This window comes from Herbidospora solisilvae (assembly GCF_009901565.1).
Classification (GTDB): domain Bacteria; phylum Actinomycetota; class Actinomycetes; order Streptosporangiales; family Streptosporangiaceae; genus Herbidospora; species Herbidospora solisilvae.
Window position 1 is genome coordinate 1,050,899 of sequence record NZ_WXEW01000001.1, and the last position, 18,120, is coordinate 1,069,018.

Below are 18,120 nucleotides of genomic sequence, written 5' to 3' on the forward strand. Positions count from 1 at the left end.
TCACACCTCCGAGATGAGCAGCTCTTGCAGGTGGTGGGTGGACAGGCCGTCCGGCGCGTGCAGGTCGTAGCCGTGGACGGCCAGCTCCGGGGAGGTGAAGGTCCAGTCCATGCGCCACAGGCGGAGACCGGCGAAGGACAGGGTCGCCGGGTAGAGCGGGCCCTGGGCCGCCGTCAGGCCGTCGAGGGCGCGCAGCTGGCCCATGCCGGGCAGGGCGTTGAAGTTGCCGGAGGCCACGACCGGGTGCGGGTTGCGGCCGATGTCGGCGGCGAGCGCGGCGAACTGCGCCCGCCGGGCGTCGTCGAGGGTCGCGATGGCCTGGTAGAAGCGCGGGGACAGGGGGCTGGCGCTCAGGTAGAGCATGTCGAACAGGTGCACGTTGTAGACCGAGACGGTCCGCCCGCCGATGCGCAGGTCGGTGCGCAGCGCGGCATGCCGCCAGTTCGGCGCGTACGGGTTGGGCGTCTCCCCCACCGCCGCTCGCGCGGCCACCGGGAAGCGGGAGATGGTCAGCAGCCCTTCGAGGGTGGTGATGTGGTGGCCGGGGAACTCGCGCCGCAGCAGATCGGCGTCGTCGATGGGGGTGGGCGCGCCCGGCCCGCAGCCCGAGTGCTCCTGGAGCAGGTAGACGTCGGCCCGCCAGCTCTTGAGGTAGCGCAGGAACCGGTCCGGGTCGTCGTCGGTGTTCCAGCAGTAGGCGTCCCAGGAGACGACCTTCACCGCGCCCGGCGGCGCGGGGTCGCCGCCCCCGCCGACGTGCACCCCCGCCTGGGTCGCGCCCAGCGCGAGGGCCCCTGCGGCGAGGGCGGCCGTCCACCGGCGGGTGCGGCCGGCCAAAGGCACGGCCGCCAGCAGCACCAGGGGAACCAGCACGAACAGCAGCGGCGGGATCACGAGGTCGGGGACGACCCAGAGCCAGGTCCGCCCGCTCAACGCCGAGCGCGCCACGACGAGGGCCAGCGCCGCCGCAGCCAGGCTGACCAGCGCCCGTTCGCGCCGCGACGGCAGCCGCCGCCGCAGCACGAGCATCGGCACGGCGGCGACCAGCAGCAGCGGGACGGCGAAGAACACCACCAACGGCGCCCCGCCGCCCCACCACCAGAAGTCCCCGCTCAGCCAGTTGACGACCGTGACCGCCAGCCAGGCCACCGGCACGCCGACCGCCGCCCACCGGAGGATGCGAACCGCGCCGGGAGTCCGCCTCTCCGGGGCCTCCTCGCGCCGCGCCGAATCGAGCATCATGCCCGCCGGAACCAGAACGACGCGGGCAGGTAGTGCTGGGTGACGCCGAGCCGCTCCCACAGCGGGCGCAGCAGGCCGCGCAGCTCCGGGTCGTGCTGGACGAACGCGTTGGGCAGTTCGACGTCGTAGCGGCCGGGGTCGCCGAGCAGGAAGGCGGCCAGCAGGTACTGCTCCGAGTAGTGCCGCCAGCGCCACTCGGGCGGGTAGTCGAAGGGCAGCATGATGTCGTGCAGGTGCACCAGCACGCCGGGCGGCAGCAGCGGGAGCACCTCGAAGAAGAACACCGTCACGTCCGAGCCCATCAACACCCGGTGGGAGCCGTCGAGGAAGACGACGTCGCCGGGTTCGAGGCCGGCGAAGACGCTCAGGTCGGCGCGTTCGAGCGGGCTGCGGACGATGACGTCGCAGAGCGCGTCGACGTTCGCGCGGGGGGCCGGGTCGATCGAGGTGATCCGGGTGCGCAGGCCGTGGTCCTCGACGGCGCGGCGGGCGAACTTGGTCGAGTTGCCCGAGCCGATCTCGACGTACCGGCGCGGGCCGGTCTCGGCGAGCAGGCCGTAGAGGCCGAGCGCGTCCAGCGGGGGCAACCACCCGTTGTCCCAGTACGGCGTGGTGCCCGACGGCCGGTCGCGCACGGGGATGGCGGCCAGCGCGTCGGCCAGGTCCAGGAACCTCGACAACCGCCCGGTGTAGCGGTCGCGGCCCCGCTCGATCAGCGTGGTCAGCCCGGCGTGCGCCGGACGGCCGTGGCCGAACCTCGGCTCGGGGTCGATCGGGTGGTCGATGAAGATCGGGCGGCGCAGCCCGAAGGCCGACAACACGGCCCCGTGCACGCCCGGGTGCCGTTCCAGCCACGCGAACGGCCGGTCGGCGAACGGCACGGCGCTGATCATCCGCAACAGCGCCCCGGACACCGGCCCCGCGGGCACCTGCCGGGCCAGATGCCTGATCTGAGTGGTCATGACGACGCTCCTTGGGTGAGGGGTGCGGTACGGGTGAGGGCCAGCACGCCGAGGACGACGGCGGTCGACACCACGTCGACGACGGTGATCAGCACGCGGCTCAGCGCGACCAGGGTGATCAGGCCCGGCCCGGTCAGCAGGGTGGCGAGGGTGAGCCCGAGCACGACCTCGCGCGGGCCGAGCCCCGAGGGCATGACGAGGGTGAAGATGCCGGCCACGGTGGACAGCGCGAACCCGCCGATCCCCACCGACAACGCCCCGGCGGGCGGAGCGCCGAGCGCGACCGCGAGCAGGCCGACGTGCAGCCCGCTGATCAGCCAGCCGAGCGTCATCAGCCCGGTGACGGCGAGCAGCGTGCGCCGGTCGGGCAGCACGACCGGGCGGGCCTCCCCCCGGCGCAGGACCCGCTGCGCCACCCCGAGCAGCCGCCCGAAGAACCCGGGGGCCAGCAGCGGGAGGAGCGCCGCGCCCAGCAGCGGCAGCAGCGCCCACCAGAGCGGGTCGTCGGCCACCAGCCACGGCAGCGCGACCAGCCCGACCACGAGCCCGGCCACCACCCCGAGGCCCTGGCTGGCGACGAAGGCCCCGGCCAGCCGCGCGGCGGGCGCGCCGAGCGGCCGGGCCATGGCCGCGTGGGCGACGGCCGGCCAGACCCCGCCGGGGAGGTAGCGGGTGATCCCGGCGAGGAAGAAGACGCGGGCCGCGACCGGCAGCGGCAACCGGGTGCCGAGGCCCGCGAGCAGCATGCGCCACCCGAAGAAGCCGGGCAGGCCGCCGATCGACGCCAGCACGGCGGCGAGGATCGCGGTCGACCAGCCGACCTGGCGCAGGCTGTCGCCGACGCCGTGCCGCACCCGCCACAGCTGCCAGCCGAGGAAGGCGAGCACGAGCACGACGGCGGCCCACCGCAGGACGGCGAACACGCGCCGCCGGGTCACGCGGGCACCCGGGTGTACAGGCGGCGGAAGGAGCGGGAGGTGAGCCACTGGAGGATGCCGGCGCCCGCGCCGGCGGCGATGGTCAGGTTGATCAGGAAGTGCATGGCGGCGAAGTAGAGCGTGAAGGCGGGGCCTCGGCTGCTCAGCACGAACCGGTACATCCGGCGGTCGATCCAGAACCACGACAGCAGCAGCAGGACGGGCAGCGCGGCGGTCCAGGCCAGGCCGGTGAGCAGGGGCACCGGCACGGTCGCGGCGGCGAGCGTGGCGGCCAGGCTGGCGCCGGACTCCGGCGAGCCGACCACCCCGGCGGCGTAGCGGCGCTGGAGGAAGAACGGCACGTGCACGCGGGTGCGGGTGAAGACCTTCCAGAGCGCGGTGCGCAGTTCGGCGTCGTCGTCGTGCCGGCCGCGCACGGCCGAGGTGAGCATCACCGTGTAGCCCCGGTCGGTGAGGCGTTCGCCCACGTCGGCGCCCTCCGACTGGGTGAGCGCGTCGGTCCACGGCCCGACCTCGGCCCAGACGCGGGCGGGGAAGGCGATGATGGCCACCGGCAGGAAACCGGTGATCGGGCCCTCGGCGACCAGGTACCAGTAGTGGCGGTAGAGGTTGCGGTACTCGCGCACCAGGCTGACCCGGTTGAGCGGGATCGCCTCGTAGTTGCCGCAGACCGCGCCGATCCCGGGGTCGGCCGTGAGCATCGCGACCGCCTCGGCGACGGCGTCCGGGGCGAGGGCGACGTCGGAGTCGAGGAAGAACAGGATCTCGCCCCTGGCGTGCTCGACGCCGAGGTTGCGGGCGACGCTCACGCCGCCGTTGCGGGGCGTGCGGAGCGGTTCGACGCCCATGGCGCGGGCGACGGCCACGGAGTCGTCGGTGCTGCAGTCGTCCACGAGGACGATCTCGACGTCGGGGTAGGTCTGCGCGCGGACCGCCTCCAGGCACTGCCCGAGCACGTACCCGTAGTTGTAGTTGGGGATGATCACGGAGACCAGCGGTCTCATGAGTCACCGGCCTTTCTGGGGAGCAATCCGGCCGCCGCCCCGGCGAGCAGGGCCGTGTGGACGAGGAAGTGCACCGCGACGAAGTAGACGAGGAAGGCGGGCCCGCGCTCGCGCCAGACGAACCGGGCCAGCGGCGGATCCGCGGCCGCGAACGCGAGCAGGAAGAACGCGGGCAGCAGCGGGGCGAACGGGCCGAGCGGGAGGGTGGCGAGGGTGAGCGCGGCGGCCAGGATCCCGCTCGCGCGGTTGACCACGAGCGCGTCCTTGCGCAGGCGGTTGCGGGCCGACCGGCGCAGCAGCCGGGCCCGCCGGTACTGCTCGGCGAGCAGCGGCAGCAGCCGGTCGGCCTCGTCGTGCCGGCCGGTGATCGTCTCCGACAGCCGGATGCGGTGACCGGCCAGCAGCCGTTCGCTGTACTCGTCGTCCTCGGCCGCGCGCAGGGTGACGTCGAACGGGCCGACCTGCTCGAACACCCGCCGGGGCAGCGCGGCGAGGGCGAAGACCGCCGTCGCCGTCGGGCCCGCGCCCCGGCTGAGCGCGTGGTGCAGGTGGAGGGTGCGGTAGACCTCGACGGGGCCGTCGTCGATGAGCGGCTCCCGGTCGTACACCCCGTAGACGCAGCCGCAGCCCGGGTCGGCGGCGAGCAGGCGCACGGCGGCGGCCACCGCGTCGGGGGCGAGGGCCACGTCGGAGTCGAGGAAGAACAGGATCTCGCCGCGGGCCCGCGCGGCGCCGCTGTTGCGGGCCGCCGACACCCCCTGGTTGTACGGTTGCCGCACCACCACGCAGGGATACTCGGCGGCCGTCTCTGGGGTGCCGTCGGTGCTGGCGTCGTCGACGACGATCACTTCGAGGGGACGGTGGGTCTGGGCCAGGGCCGAGGCCAGGCAGAGCCGGAGGGTCTTGGCGGCGTTGTAGGCCGGGATGACGACGGACACGAGGGTCATCGGGTCTCCTTCAGCGCAGCAGGACGGCGGCCAGCGCGGGGTGGCGGGCCAGGACGAAGGCCGTCCCGAGCACCAGCGCCAGGCCGAGCGCGGTGACGGCCAGGCCCCGGTCGCCGAGCAGCCCGCGCACCGGGTCGCCGCCCCCGCCGTCGACGAGCACGACCTGGAGGTAGCGGAACAGCGCGAACAGCACGAACGGCGTGGCCAGCACCAGCGCCCCCGGCCCGTAGGGCCCGAGCGGCGCCTCGGTGCGCACGTAGACGAGCCCGGCGACGGCCGACAACACGGCGGCGAACTGGAGCAGGTGGCCGGTGAGCTCGACCGAGTAGCCGCGCAGCGCGGGCCGGTGGTCGGGGCCGCTCTCCAGCAGCTCGCGGCGGCGTTTGCCGACGATCAGCAGCAGCGACAACGAGAACACCGTCACCACCAGCCAGCCCGAGATCGGCGTCCCGATCGCGGCGTACCCCTGCACGACCCGCAGCACGAACCCCAGCGCGACCGCGCCGACGTCGACCAGCGGCACGTGCTTGAGCGACCGGCTGTAGGCCACGTTGAGCACCAGGTAGGCCAGCAGCGGCCAGTACGGCCGTCCGGGGCCGGCCGCGACGATCAGCGCGAGCAGCACCACCAGCACGGTCCGGTAGAGGTGGGCGGCCCGCACCGAGACCCGCCCGGCGGCGATCGGCCGGTGCCGTTTGACGGGATGCAGCCGGTCGCGGTGCCGGTCGGCCAGGTCGTTGCCGACGTAGACGCACGCCCCGGCCAGGACGAACCCCGCGACCGCCCAGGCCGCCTGGGCGAGCGCGGTGAGGGTCCAGTGGCCGGCCTCCAGCAGGGGCAACGGCACCAGCAGCAGGCTCTTGACGCTGTGCAGCGGCCGGAGCAGCGTGAGCAGGTCGACGACCCGGCCCGGCCGGGGGCGGGCGGCGAGATCCGCCTCGATGACACCCATGTGGCGTCTCCCCGCCGTCAGAAGAGGAACTTGACGAGGGACAGCGCGCCCTGCCGCCAGGCGTCCCGGCTGGTGCGCCCGGCGGTCTTGGCCTGCGCGTTCTCCCGCCACCACGCGTAGGCGCCGAGGATGGCGTCCCGGTTGGAGTGGCGGGGCGCGAAGCCGAGCCGGTCGCGCGCCTTGCCGATGGCGACGTAGGAGTCGTCGAGCAGCTTGTAGAGCAGCCGGTCGTACACCGGGGACAGGCCGGTGCGGCCGAGCATCCTGAGCAGCGCGAGCGCCGGTCCCGCCGGCACGGACCGCACGCGTCTGCCGTGCCCGGCGGCGTCGAGCACGGCCTGGAAGTCCTCGCGCAGGGTGGCGAACTCGGCGGCGGCGATGTTGTAGGTGTCGTTCGCGAGGTCGTCGGGCGCGTCCAGGACCAGCAGGATCGCGTCGACGAGGTCGTCGATGGCGAGCATCTGGATGCGCGCGCCGCCCCTGCCGAGGACCGGGAAGCCGTGCCCCTCCTCGGCCCACTCGAAGAGCATGGCGAACAGCCCCATGCGCCCGGGGCCGAGGAAGGTCTTCGGCCGGATGATCGGCACGCAGAGCCCGTCGGCCCGGAACTTCTCCGCGACCTCCTCTGCGGCGGCCTTGGCCCTGCTGTAGGGGTCGACGGGCTCGCGGGGATGGTCCTCCGGGGTGGGGACCAGCTTGGGCAGGCCGTAGACGGCGGTGGAGGAGATGTGCACCACCCGCGGGACGCCCGCGTCCCGCGCGGCGGTCAGCACGCTGCGGGTGCCCTCGACGATCACGCTGTGGATCTCGTCGTCGGGGTAGCTGGGCAGCGCGGAGGCGCAGTGCACGACCGCGTCGGCGCCGGCCAGCAGTTCGGTCATCCGGGCGGTGTCCCGGATGTCGGCGGCCGCGCCCTCAGCCGGGTTCAGGTCGACGCCCAAAGTCGGGCGGCCGGTTTCGCGGAGGCGGCGCAGGAGGGTGGAGCCCAGCATGCCCGCGCTGCCCGTGACTACGATCCCCATCGCGGCGCCACCTTCTCCTTGACGAATCGGGTCGTCAGCCGGAGCAGGCCCTGGGCGAGGGTCTGGTCGAGGCTGTCGAGGAAGTACTCCACGTCGGCCGGCTCCACCACGAGGGGCGGGGCGGCGACCAGCGGGTTGGCGCCGTTGAGGGTGTAGTAGGCGTAGACGCCGTGGTCGCGGTAGAGAGCGTCGATCACCGCGCAGGTGATCAGCTTGACCCGGAAGTTGGGGTCGCGCGCCAGCCCCACGGGGGCCAGTCTCGCCACCCGGTCGAGCAGCTTCGGGCCGCCGTCCAGGAAGATCCCGTAGAGCGCGCCGACCCCTCTGACCTGGGCCACCGTGTCCGGATACGTCTTCCTGACGCGTTCGAGGCCGGGCGCCAGCACCCGTTCGATCGCGCGGGCGCGGGCGGGGTAGTCGTCCTCGACGGCGATGTTGACCGCCTCGACGGCGGTGGCGGTCTCCTCGCCGAACCCGTAGTAGGTGGTGCTGGTGCTGTTCATCAGGGAGTCGCCGAGGTTGTCGTAGGCCTTGCGGAACACCGGCTCGCGGGCGATGTAGGCGGAGATGGACGACTTGCCGCCGCCGAACGACTTCGAGGTGGTGACGACGTCGGGCACGAGGCCGGGGTAGCGCATGAAGTAGAAGAGGCTGCCGGTCTTGCCCCAGCCCGTGTAGATCTCGTCGAAGATGAGCACGATGTCGTGGGCGTCGCAGAGCTCGCGCAGCCCGCGCAGGAACTCCTCGGAGCAGGCCGTCATGGTCGACGCACTGAACGGCTCGATCAGGATCGCGTAGACGTCCTTCCCGGCCATTCTCCGGACGGCGTCGAGGTCGCCGTACGGGAAGACCTCCACGCCCGGGATGCCGGGGAAGGTGAAGTTCTGGTGGGCCCCGGTGAGGCTGCCCGACCCGAGCAGCTTGCCGTGGAAGGCGATGTCGGCGCGCAGGATCCGGTGCCGGCGCCCGCGGTGGTACTTGTACGCCAGTTTCACCGCCCCCTCCACCGCCTCGGCGCCCGAATTGGGGAAGAAGGACATGTTCAGGTCGCCCGGCAGCAGCTGGGCGAGATTGTGGCCGAGCGCGGCGACGTACGGAGAGAAATAGGTCTTGTGCACCTCCATCCGCTGGAGGTCCTGGAACCTTTTTCGGGCGGCCAGGATCCGGGGGTGGTTGTGGCCGTGGTTGAGCACGCCGACCCCGCCGGTGAAGTCGAGGATCCGCCGGCCGGACCGGGTCCAGAGCCAGGCCCCCTCGGCGCGTTCGACCAGTTCACGGCCGAACCCGAACGAGGTCATCAGGGAGACCTGGCTGCGGTTGACGTGCTTGCGGTAGAGGTCGTGTACGTCTTCGGGGGTGAGCTGCTCGCATTCGTCGACGCTGATCAGATCAGACATGCGGCCACTTTGCGGGCCGTCCATAAAAGGCCGGTAAAGGCGTGGCTTGACAGAGTTCGGCATTTTTGTCCGGAAACCCGGATTGTGTGCGGCGTGAAATGCGGCGGCGCCGCCGGGCCCCAAGTGCCTGAACTGAAGAATGGAACAAGGATCCCAGTATGTGAACAATATGTGGTATTGCCGGTCTATGCGGTTTCGTGTCCTCGGCACACTGGAAGTCCGCTCCGACGGCCACCGAGTGGTCCGGCTGGGCGCGGCCAAGCAGCGGGTCCTGCTGGCCGTCCTGTTGCTCCACGTCAACCGGCCGGTCCACGTCGACCGGCTCGTCGACGCCCTGTGGCCGCAACGCCCGCCCCGGACCGCCGCCGTGGCACTGCGGACCTACGTGTCGGCGCTGCGCCAGGTGCTCGGCCTGGCCGGCCGGGCCGAGCCGCCGCTGCTGTCGACGGTGCCCGGCGGCTACGAGATCCGCCTGACGGCGGCCGACCTCGACCTGCTCACCTTCGAGGACCTGGCCGCCCAGGGCCGCCGCGCGCTGACCGCCGGACGACCGGGCCTGGCCTCCGAACGCCTGCGCGGCGCCCTCGGCCTGTGGCGAGGCCGCCCTTTCGAGGACGTCGCCCTCGATCCCCGGCTCGAAGCCGAGCTGATCCGCCTGGAGGAGCGCAAACTCGCCGCCCAGGAGACGTGGATCGAGTCGCAGCTGGCCCTCGGCCACCACGACGACCTGCTCGCCGACCTGGGCGCCCTCGTCGCCGAACAACCGCTGCGCGAACACCTGCACGCCCAGTGGATGCTGGCCCTGTACCGCTCGGGCCGCCAGGCCGACGCGCTGCGGGCCTACCGCGACCTGCGGCGGCGGCTCAACGTGGACCTGGGCATCGAGCCCAGCCCGCCGCTGCAACGCCTCCACCAGCAGATCCTCGGCGGCCACGCCGACCTGGCCGCGCCGGCGGGCACCCCGCCCGTCGTCCCCCGGGAACTGCCGCGCGACATCGCCAGCTTCACCGGCCGGACGGCGGAGATCGCCTTCCTGGACGAGATCGCGACCGTCCCCGACGCCGCCGAGGCCAGGGGGAGCAGCCCGGTGATCGGCGCCGTCGACGGGATGGCCGGCGTCGGCAAGACGACCCTGGCCGTGCACGTCGCCCACCGGCTGGCCGACCGCTACCCCGACGGGCAGCTCTTCGTCGACCTGCGCGGCTTCACCCGGGGCGGCGCCCCGGTCGACCCCGGCGACGCCCTCGACCAGTTGCTCCGCTCGCTCGGCGTGCCCGGCGACCGCATCCCGCACGACCCCGGCGCCCGCGCCTCCCTCTACCGCACCCGGCTGGCCGGCCGCCGCGTCCTGGTCCTGCTCGACAACGTGGCCACCGAGGCCCAGGTCCGCCCGCTGCTGCCCGGCTCACCGACCTGCCTGGTGCTGATCACCAGCCGCCGCAGGCTGGCCGGCCTGGAGGACGTCCGCCCGCTCTCCCTGGACGTGCTCCCCCGCGCCGACGCCGTCACCCTGTTCGCCCGCACCGCCGGGGAGCAGCGCGTCAGCGGCGAGGCCCCGGGCCTGCTGGCCGAGATCGTGGAACTGTGCGGCCGCCTCCCGCTGGCGATCAGGATCGCCGCCGCCCGCCTGCGCATCCGCCCCGGCTGGACCCCCGCCCACCTGGCCGACCGCATGCGCGACCACCAGCACCGCCTGGGCGAGCTGGAGGTGGGCCCGCTGAGCATCGCCGCCGCGCTGGACCTCTCCTACCACCACCTCACACCCGGCCAGCAGGACATGTACCGCCTGCTCGGCCTCCACCCCGGCCCCGACATCGAACCCCGGGCCGCCGCCGCGCTGGTCGGCACCACCGTGGAACACGCGGGCCGCCTCCTGGACGACCTGGTCGACGCCCACCTCCTCCAGGAACCGGCACCCGGCCGTTACCGCTTCCACGACCTCCCCCGCGCCCACGCGAGCGCCACCCTGGCCGACGAGGACACCGACCACGACCGCCAGGAGGCGCTCACCCGCCTGTTCGACCACTACGTCGAGACGGCCTCGACGGCGGTGGAGACCGAACTCGCCAACCTGCTGGCCGTGGCCGTGCACGCGGCCAGGCACGGCCGGCCCGCCCATGCCCTCGGCCTGTCCGCGACCCTCCACCGGCACCTGCACGAGTGCGCCCGGTACGACGACGCGCGGGTGCTCCACCGGACCGCGGTGCACGCGGCGAAGGCGATCGCGGACCTGTGCGACCTGGGCGACGACCATCTGACGCAAGGGCGGTTCGGGCCGGCGGCGGAGTACTTCGAGCGGGCCTTGAAAATGGTCGGGACCGCACCGGAGTGAACCCTCACGCCGCCGGCGTCCACCCCAGGCAGGTCGGCTTGCCGGGGCCGAGCCCGGTGAACCAGACCCGGGCCCGCACCCGGTCGTCCAGGCCCACGCCGGCGGTGCGCACGACCGAGCCGTCCGGCTTGCGCGGCACGACCGCGTACACGCGTCCCGGGCGCTTGCCCGAGTAGGTCCCGCTCCACACCACCTCGTCGCCGTCGAGGATCGACAGCGTGACCGAGTTGGCGGGACTTCCGCCGTCGAGGACGAACTCCAGCCTCGTCCATCTGTGCAGGCCGTGAGCCGAGGTGAAGGCGCCCCGGAAGTCGGCCTCGTAGGCGCCGCTGGAGCACGTGCCCCAGGTCGTCGTCGCCGCGGCGGCGGGGGTGGCGAGGGCGAGGGTGAGGGCGGCGGCCGCCGCCGCGGCCCTGGTGATCATTCGTGTCGTTGTCATGGTTCGAGGGTCGCGACCGCGTGTTGCCGCTCGCCTGTCTCCGGCTTGCCCTCGGGCAGGCGCACGGCCGGCCAGTAGTAGACCTGCCGCCAGTCGGGCACCGGCTCCTGCTTCTCGCGGGGCGAGAGCATGATGTACAGGCCGCCGGAGAGCGCGCCCGCCAGCAGGTAGCTGACGTCGTAACCGCCGGTCAGCAGCACCAGGGGGCCGGTGTAGAAGGTGCTGTCGGCGTCGAGCAGGCCGACGGCCGCGCCCGCCAGCCAGGCCAGCAGGGCCGGCCGGTTCCAGCCGCCGGTGAACCAGTAGCGCCCTCCCGTGCCGCCCTTGCGGTGCACCTGGAGGTCGCGGACGTCGTAGCCGCCCGACCGCAGGTGGCCGATGAGCGCGATGACCGCCCACGGCACCGTGACCACGGTCAGCACCACCACGAAACCGGTCACCGCGTCCTGCATCGTGTGCCGGCCGAGGAACAGCAGGCCGAGCGTCGCCGCCGCGACCAGCGTCGTGCCGGTCACCCGAGACAGACGCGGCCACATGCCGTGCAGTTCCAGGCCCATGTTGTAGAGCGGCACCCCGGCCGCCCCCAGGCTGCCGAGCACTCCCCCGGCCAGGATGAACGGCGCGTACCAGCCGGGCGCGGCGGCCACCACGGCCGGGAGGTAGGATTCACCGGCCCGCGCCGCGATCGCCAGGAAGGCCCCGAACAGCGCCGGGACGACCAGGCCGCAGAACAACCCGGCCGCCGTGGCCGTCATGACCGCCCCCGGCCGGTGCCGCAGCGGGGAGACGTAACGGGTGAAGTCTCCCAGCATCGTCACATAGGCCACCGGGCCGCTCAGCCCGGCCGTGACCAGGGCCAGGATCCAGGTGCCCGCCGCGCCGTCCATCACGTAGGGCCCGGCCGTCCACGTCACGTCGAAGTCGTCCCAGAAGGCCACCACCCCGAACGTGAACGTCACCGCCATCACCGGGATCAGCCACCGGTTGAGCCTGGTCAGCACGTCGAAGCCGAACACCGCCAGGCCCGTCACCACGAGCGCGATCGCCAGGTGCACCAGCGGCTGGTCGCCGCCCCCGACCACGGCGACGACGGCCTCCCCGGCGGTCCAGACGGCGACGGCGACGTACCCGAGCGACAACACCATGCCGATGGCCGAGCTCAGCAACCGTCCCCGCACGCCGAAGAAAGCGCCGCTGGCGACCGTGCTGCTGGTGCCGGACCGGTAGCCCAGCAGCGCCAGCGGCGCGGCCATCAGCAGGCCGAGCACGGTGCCGGCGATCGTGGCGGTGACGACCTGCCACCAGCTCAGGCCGTAGGTGACCGGCAACCAGCCGAAGACGCTCGCGCTGAGCGACAGGTTCGAGCCGGCCAGCACCGCCGCGACGGTCCGGGGGCGGGTGGTGCGCCGGTGCTCCGGCATCGACGCGACACCGTGCGTCTCCATGACAGGTCCCTTTCTTCGTGTCCTGCCAAGACGGTGCGCCTGCGGCGTTGTCCCGCTGTTGCCCGCGCGGCAAGCGCGGTGCAAGCGGGGCCGGTTAGACCTGGTTCACACCACTGAGCACCACATCGGGGAGATCGACATGGGCATGCCCACGCCGCGGCCGAACCGGCCTGCCGCACACCGGACCGGCGAGGCCGAAGGGCCGCGCCGGGAGACGGACTCAGGACCCGAGCGCCACGGCGAGCACGGCCGGAACGGTGTGACCTCGGCCTGACGCCAGGGCCTCCTGGTACGCGGCCTCGCCGAGGACCTCGGCCAGGGAGGCGCGGAGCTCACCGAGGTCCGCGCGTTCCGCCGGGGGCACCGGGGAGCCGATCGCCGTCCTGATGACGGAGGCGCCGCCGACCAGCTCGGCGGCCCTTCGGGTCTCTCCGGCCAGGTGCGCCGCCCGCGCCATGGCCTCCACGAGGCTGGCGCCCCGGCACAGGTCGCCGAGGTCACGCTGGATGCGCAGCGCCGTGCGCAGGTGCGCGGCGGCCGTGGCGACCTCGCCCCGGCCGAGCGCCGTGAGGGCCAGCAGGTTCTCCGTCCACCCCTGTCCCTCGGGGAAGCCGACCTCGCCGAAGAGCCGCTCGGCCTCCATCAGCCGAGCGGACGGGTCACGGCCGGTGTAGTGGTCGACGGCGGCCAGGTCGAGCAGGGTCCAGCCCAGGCGCTCCTTGTCGCCGAGCCCGGCGAAGATCCCGTGGGCCCGGGTGGCCCAGTCGCGGGCCTCGTCCCAGCGGGTGGCGAGCCAGCCGGCCAGCGCCATCAGTTCGAGCTGGAAGCCGACGCCCCAGGTGTCTCCGCGCGCCTCGTGGTGGCTCATGGCGCGTTCGTGGTGGGCGATGGCGTCGTCGTGGCGTCCGGTCTCGCGGGCGATCTCGCCGAGCAGGCTCAGCGCGCCGGGATCCTCCTCGATCTCCAGGACACGCTCGGCGTACCCGGTGGCCGTCGGGTAGTCGCACTGGTACGCCGTCAGGGTGGCCAGCCCGACCAGCGCCTTCGCGAGCAGGGGCGTGGGCGCCTCGCCGGACAGGGTGGACTCCAGCCACTGGCGGCCCTCGGAGTAGTGCCCGCGCAGATAGAGGTAGCGCCAGGTCGCGACGGCCAGCCGGAGGGCCTGGTCGCCGGTGGCGTACCCGAGGGCGGCGCGCAGGTTGGCGTGCTCGGCCGACATCCGGTCGAGGGCGGCGACCAGGGTCGCGCCCCGCAGCCCGCGCTCCGCCTCTTCGGCCAGCGCCAGGAAGTGGGCGGCGTGGGCCCGCCTGGCCCGCTCACCCTCGCCGAGGGTCTCGGCGGCGAACCGCCGGATCGTCTCCAGCATCCCGTAGCGTGCCCCGCCGGGGGTGACGTCGGCGGTGAGCAGGGACTTGTCCACGAGCCTGGCCAGGGTGTCGAGCACGGCCAGCTCGTCGGGGTGCCCGGCCACGGCCGCCGCCGCGGCCAGGTCGAAGCCGCCGGTGAAGACCGACAGGGCGGCCAGGAGGTCGCGTTCCTCGTCGTCGAGAAGCTGGAAACTCCACTCGCAGGCGGCCCGCAACCCCCTGTGGTGCGGCAGCGCGGTGCGCGGACCACCGGTGAGCAGGGAGAACCGGTCGTTGAGCCGGTCGGCGATCTCCGTGAGCGAGAGCACCCGCGCCCGCGCCGCGGCCAGCTCCAGGGCGAGCGGCAGGCCGTCGAGCTCGGCGCAGATGCGCTCCAGGGCGGCCGCGTCCGCGGGCGAGAGGTCGGCGGACAGTCCGGCGCGTTCGAGGAACAACTCGGGGCCGTGCGCCGCGAGCGGCCGGACCGGACGCACCACCTCGCCGGTGACGTGCAGCACCTCCCGCGAGGTGACCAGGAGGTGCACGTCGGCCGCCTTGCCCAGCAGCCAGTGCGCGAGATAGGCGACCTCGGCCGCGACGTGCTCGCAGTTGTCCAGCACGAGCAGCACCCGCCGCCCGCGCAGCGCCTCGGCCAGCGCCGCCTCCAGCCCGCGCGCCCCGGTGGCGTGCACGCCGAGCGCGTCGGCGACCGCCGGGACCACGAACTCGGCGGTGGCCACCCCCGTCAGCTCGACCATCTCGACCCGGTCGAACCCCTCGCCGACCAGGGCGGCCACGGCTCCCGCCAGCCGGGTCTTGCCCACTCCCCCGGGTCCGGTCAGCGTGACCAGCCGATGCGCGGTCACCAGCTCCGACACCTGCGCGAGGTCGGCGTCCCGGCCGATCAGCCGGGTCATGACGACGGGAACGGCCCGCGACAGAGCGGCGCGGGGGGTGACGGGCGGGGTCGCGGGCCTGCTCTCCACCCGTTCGGGGGCGTGGCGGATCGCCAACGATCCGACCGGCGCGGCTCCGGGCCGGCGTGTTCCCCCCGACGGACGACCACCCTGAGCAGCGGACGCCCCGACGGGGCCACGGTAGGCGAGCCGGGGCGGCGGGGCCGCGCCCGGCGCCCGCTCGGCCGGGGAACTCTCACTCCGGTAGGCCAGCCTGGGCGGCAGCACCCCGCCGGGCGCCCGCGAGGGAACCGGCGAGACGGCGGGCCGAACGGCCTCCAGGGCAGCGCCGCCGGCTCCGCCGCCGACCTCCCGGGAGGGCTCAGTAGCGGATTCCCTGACGGACTCCCTGGCGGACTTTCTGGCGGACTCCCTGGTGAACTCGCTGCCTGACGCCTTGGCGGGCTCACTGGCGGGCTTACTGTGACGATCGGCTGCGGTCGGGGCCGGGCCGGTCGGTTGGGTGTTGCGCTGGGCCGGTGCGGGCGGGCCGGTTCGTGGGTTCGGTCCGGTGGTCGTGGTCGTACCGGAGAGGGGTTCGCCGGAGAGGACCGCCGCTTCCAGGCGGCGGAGTTCGGGGCCGGGTTCCAGGCCCAGTTCGTCGAGGAGCACCCGCCGCACCCGCTGGTAGACGCGCAGCGCGTCGGCCTGGCGGCCGGCCAGGGCGTGGGCGGTCATGAGGAGTTCCCACAGGTGTTCGCGGAGCGGGTCCACCGTGACCAGGGCCTCCAGTTCGGCCGCCGTGGCGCGGTGGTCGCCGAGGCGGATCCTGGCGTCGAGGAGGTCCTCGGTCGCGGCCATGCGCAGTTCGCGCAGGCGGCCGGACTCGCCGTGGGCCCAGCCGTGCACCCCGCAGTCGGCCAGGGCGTCGCCGCGCCACATCGCCAGCGTGGCGGCGAGGGTGGTGGCGGCGGACATCGCGTCGCCCGCGGCCAGGGCGGCCCGGCCGGCCGACACGCCCTGCTGGAAGCGGAAGACGTCGACCGACGACTCGGGCAGCGCCAGGCGGTAGCCCGGCGAACGGGTCTCGACGATCTCGCGGGCCCCGAGGTCGGACAAGGATCGGCGGAGGTGGGAGACGTGCGCGTGCAGGGTGCGGGTCGCGGCGGGCGGCGGATCCTCGCCGTGGAGACCGTCGATCAGGGCCTCGACGGGGACGACCCGGCCCGCCCGCAGGGCCAGCAGGCCCAAGACGGCGCGGAGCCGTGACCGTGACAGGGAACTCGTACGGCCCGCCGAGGACACCTCGACGGAACCGAGCAGCGCCACCCGCATCTCCGACGCCACCTGGCGATCTCCTTTCGTGTCGCCAGGCCATCATCGGGCATACCGGGGCGATTTCAAGTGGCGCTGCGCGGGCGACCTCATGTCGGGGTCAGAGCAGGGCGGCGAGCTGCCTCGGCCGGGTGAGCATCGGCCAGTGGCCCGTGGGCAGTTCGGCGAACGTCCATTCGGGGGTGGCGAGGGGCGCGTACAGCGGATCGCCCGAGCCGATCATCTGGCGCACGGCCGCGAGGGGCATCGTGCAGGCGATCAGAGTCTTCGGGGTCGCCGGGATGTGTTCCGGCCGCCGCACGGACTGGGTCGCCGCGCCCCAGGGCTCGGGGGTGGCCCTGGCGCGGATCAGTGCCAGGTGCTCCTCGGTGAGGTCCGCGAACTGCCCGCCGCCCGGCTCGAACGGCGGCACGTCGAGGGCGAACCCGTCGCCGACCTGGGCGCGCCAGGCCTTCTGGGTGTCCGGGTCGTTGAAGTCGATCACGGCCAGGCCCGACGGCGGGGGCGCGGTGTCGACGTACACGACCCGGCTGAGCCGTTCCGGACGGCGGTCGGCCACCGCGGTGACCGGGACGGCGGCTCCGCTGTGCCCGACCAGGACGACGTCGTCCCAGCCCTCCATCGCCGCGATGACGTCGGCCACGTGGGTCTCGACACCCACTTCGGCCGACGCCTCTCCGGCCCGTTCGGCCAGCCCCGTGAGGGTCACCGGCCGCACGTGGTGCCCGGCCTCGCGCAGTTCCCGCGCCACCTCCTCCCACACCCAGGCACCGAGCCAGAAACCGGGGACCAGCACATAGTTCGCCATAGTCGGCGTCCTTTCGTTCAGGGGACAGGCCGACACTAAGCTCGATACCGGACAAGATCCGCCCGGATTAAGAGGGAGATCCGTGTCACACCCGACGACCCGCGTGCTGGCGATGCTCGAGATCCTCCAGACCCATCACCGGCTCGGCGGCCGCGACCTCGCCGACCGGCTCGGCGTCGACGAGCGGACCGTGCGGCGCTACGCGGCCCGGCTCGCCGACCTCGGCGTCCCCGTCGTCGCCGAGCGCGGCAGGCACGGCGGATACCGGCTGCTGCCCGGCTACAAGCTGCCGCCCCTGATGCTCACCGACGACGAGGCGACGGCCTCCGTCCTCGGGCTGCGGGCCGCGCGACGTCTGGGCCTGGCGGCCGGGGCCGCCGACGCCGCGCTGGCCAAGATCCTCCGGGTCCTGCCGGTCCGGCTGCGCGACGAGGTCGGCGCGCTGGAGGAGACCCTCGACTTCACCCTCGCCGAACGGATCGGCGCGACCCCGGCCAGCCGGGCCGTGCTCACGCTCGCCGCCGCCATCCGCGACCGCCGCCGCGTCACCCTCGACTACCGATCGTGGAAGGGCGAGCAGACCCGGCGCGACCTCGACGGCCACGGCCTGGTCTTCCACTCGGGCCGCTGGTACGTCACCGGGCACGACCACCGTTCCGGCGAGACCCGCACCTTCCGCGTCGACCGGATCTCCTCGGTCACGGCGGGCGAGGGCACCTACGACATCCCCGACGACGCCGACCCGGTCCGGCACGTCGTCGCGTCGCTGGCCCGGGTCCCCTACACGCACACCGTCGAGGTCGTGCTGCACGTGCCGCCCGCCGAGGCCGCGCGTCGCATCCCGCCGTCCGTCGCCGAACTCACCGCCACCCCCGGCGGAACGCTGATGACCATGCGCGCCGATTCCCTCGACGGCGCCGCCACCATGCTCGCCGGCCTGGGCCACCCCTTCACGATCGTCGCCCCGCCCGAGCTGCGCGCCGCCGTCCGCCGTCTCGCCGCGTCCCTGCTCGAACGATCACAGGAACCGCCGACGGACGCGGAGTAGGCCACCC

The 18,120-nt window shown here is 73.7% G+C and carries 14 protein-coding genes; 2 read left to right on the top strand and 12 right to left on the bottom strand.

The annotated features are described in order from the left end of the window. The 8 genes from GT755_RS04480 to GT755_RS04515 are packed head-to-tail and all read right to left on the bottom strand — an operon-like array spanning nucleotide 1 to nucleotide 8,464. Entirely contained in the window at nucleotides 1–1,242 is a 1,242-nt protein-coding gene (locus tag GT755_RS04480) for an endonuclease/exonuclease/phosphatase family protein (protein WP_161478385.1), read from the bottom strand. Then, entirely contained in the window at nucleotides 1,239–2,204 is a 966-nt protein-coding gene (locus tag GT755_RS04485) for a class I SAM-dependent methyltransferase (RefSeq protein WP_202609576.1), read from the bottom strand. The genes GT755_RS04480 and GT755_RS04485 overlap by 4 nt, the downstream gene beginning before the upstream one ends. Continuing rightward, the gene (locus GT755_RS04490; RefSeq protein ID WP_161478386.1) at nucleotides 2,201–3,142 is read right to left on the bottom strand and encodes a lysylphosphatidylglycerol synthase domain-containing protein; all 942 of its coding nucleotides are present in this window, start codon (nucleotides 3,140–3,142) and stop codon (nucleotides 2,201–2,203) included. Before GT755_RS04490 ends, GT755_RS04485 begins: the two co-directional genes overlap by 4 nt. Further along, nucleotides 3,139–4,146 carry a glycosyltransferase family 2 protein gene (locus tag GT755_RS04495; protein WP_161478387.1) on the bottom strand — a complete coding sequence of 336 codons (1,008 nt, stop codon included), beginning with the start codon at nucleotides 4,144–4,146 and terminating at the stop codon, nucleotides 3,139–3,141. The genes GT755_RS04490 and GT755_RS04495 overlap by 4 nt, the downstream gene beginning before the upstream one ends. Further along, nucleotides 4,143–5,093: a glycosyltransferase family 2 protein gene (locus GT755_RS04500; protein ID WP_202609577.1), complete on the bottom strand. Its 951-nt coding sequence runs from the start codon at nucleotides 5,091–5,093 to the stop codon at nucleotides 4,143–4,145. The genes GT755_RS04495 and GT755_RS04500 overlap by 4 nt, the downstream gene beginning before the upstream one ends. Nucleotides 5,094–5,103: 10 nt before the next feature. Next, entirely contained in the window at nucleotides 5,104–6,045 is a 942-nt protein-coding gene (locus tag GT755_RS04505; protein WP_161478388.1) for a UbiA prenyltransferase family protein, read from the bottom strand. A gap of 17 nt (nucleotides 6,046–6,062) precedes the next feature. Continuing rightward, nucleotides 6,063–7,067 carry an NAD-dependent epimerase/dehydratase family protein gene (locus GT755_RS04510; RefSeq protein ID WP_161478389.1) on the bottom strand — a complete coding sequence of 335 codons (1,005 nt, stop codon included), beginning with the start codon at nucleotides 7,065–7,067 and terminating at the stop codon, nucleotides 6,063–6,065. Continuing rightward, nucleotides 7,055–8,464: an aspartate aminotransferase family protein gene (locus tag GT755_RS04515; RefSeq protein WP_161478390.1), complete on the bottom strand. Its 1,410-nt coding sequence runs from the start codon at nucleotides 8,462–8,464 to the stop codon at nucleotides 7,055–7,057. The genes GT755_RS04510 and GT755_RS04515 overlap by 13 nt, the downstream gene beginning before the upstream one ends. Nucleotides 8,465–8,651: 187 nt before the next feature. Between GT755_RS04515 and GT755_RS04520 the strand changes: the two genes are divergently transcribed. After that, a complete protein-coding gene (locus GT755_RS04520) occupies nucleotides 8,652–10,796 on the top strand; it encodes an AfsR/SARP family transcriptional regulator (RefSeq protein ID WP_161478391.1) in 2,145 nt (714 codons plus the stop codon). A 4-nt stretch (nucleotides 10,797–10,800) separates the two neighbouring features. On the opposite strand, the gene GT755_RS04525 is transcribed toward GT755_RS04520, so the two are convergent. From GT755_RS04525 to GT755_RS04540, 4 genes are all read right to left on the bottom strand, one after another. After that, entirely contained in the window at nucleotides 10,801–11,235 is a 435-nt protein-coding gene (locus GT755_RS04525; protein WP_161478392.1) for a hypothetical protein, read from the bottom strand. Then, complete coding sequence (locus GT755_RS04530) at nucleotides 11,232–12,680, bottom strand: purine-cytosine permease family protein (protein WP_161478393.1); 1,449 nt, start codon at nucleotides 12,678–12,680, stop codon at nucleotides 11,232–11,234. The genes GT755_RS04525 and GT755_RS04530 overlap by 4 nt, the downstream gene beginning before the upstream one ends. A gap of 220 nt (nucleotides 12,681–12,900) precedes the next feature. After that, entirely contained in the window at nucleotides 12,901–16,269 is a 3,369-nt protein-coding gene (locus GT755_RS04535; protein ID WP_161478394.1) for an AfsR/SARP family transcriptional regulator, read from the bottom strand. An 88-nt stretch (nucleotides 16,270–16,357) separates the two neighbouring features. Continuing rightward, the gene (locus GT755_RS04540) at nucleotides 16,358–17,065 is read right to left on the bottom strand and encodes an alpha/beta fold hydrolase (RefSeq protein WP_161478395.1); all 708 of its coding nucleotides are present in this window, start codon (nucleotides 17,063–17,065) and stop codon (nucleotides 16,358–16,360) included. Nucleotides 17,066–17,147: 82 nt separating this feature from the next. On the opposite strand from GT755_RS04540, the gene GT755_RS04545 reads away from it, so the two are divergent. Then, on the top strand, nucleotides 17,148–18,113 hold the full coding sequence (locus tag GT755_RS04545) for a helix-turn-helix transcriptional regulator (protein WP_161478396.1): 966 nt from the start codon (nucleotides 17,148–17,150) through the stop codon (nucleotides 18,111–18,113). Nucleotides 18,114–18,120: the final 7 nt, after the last annotated feature.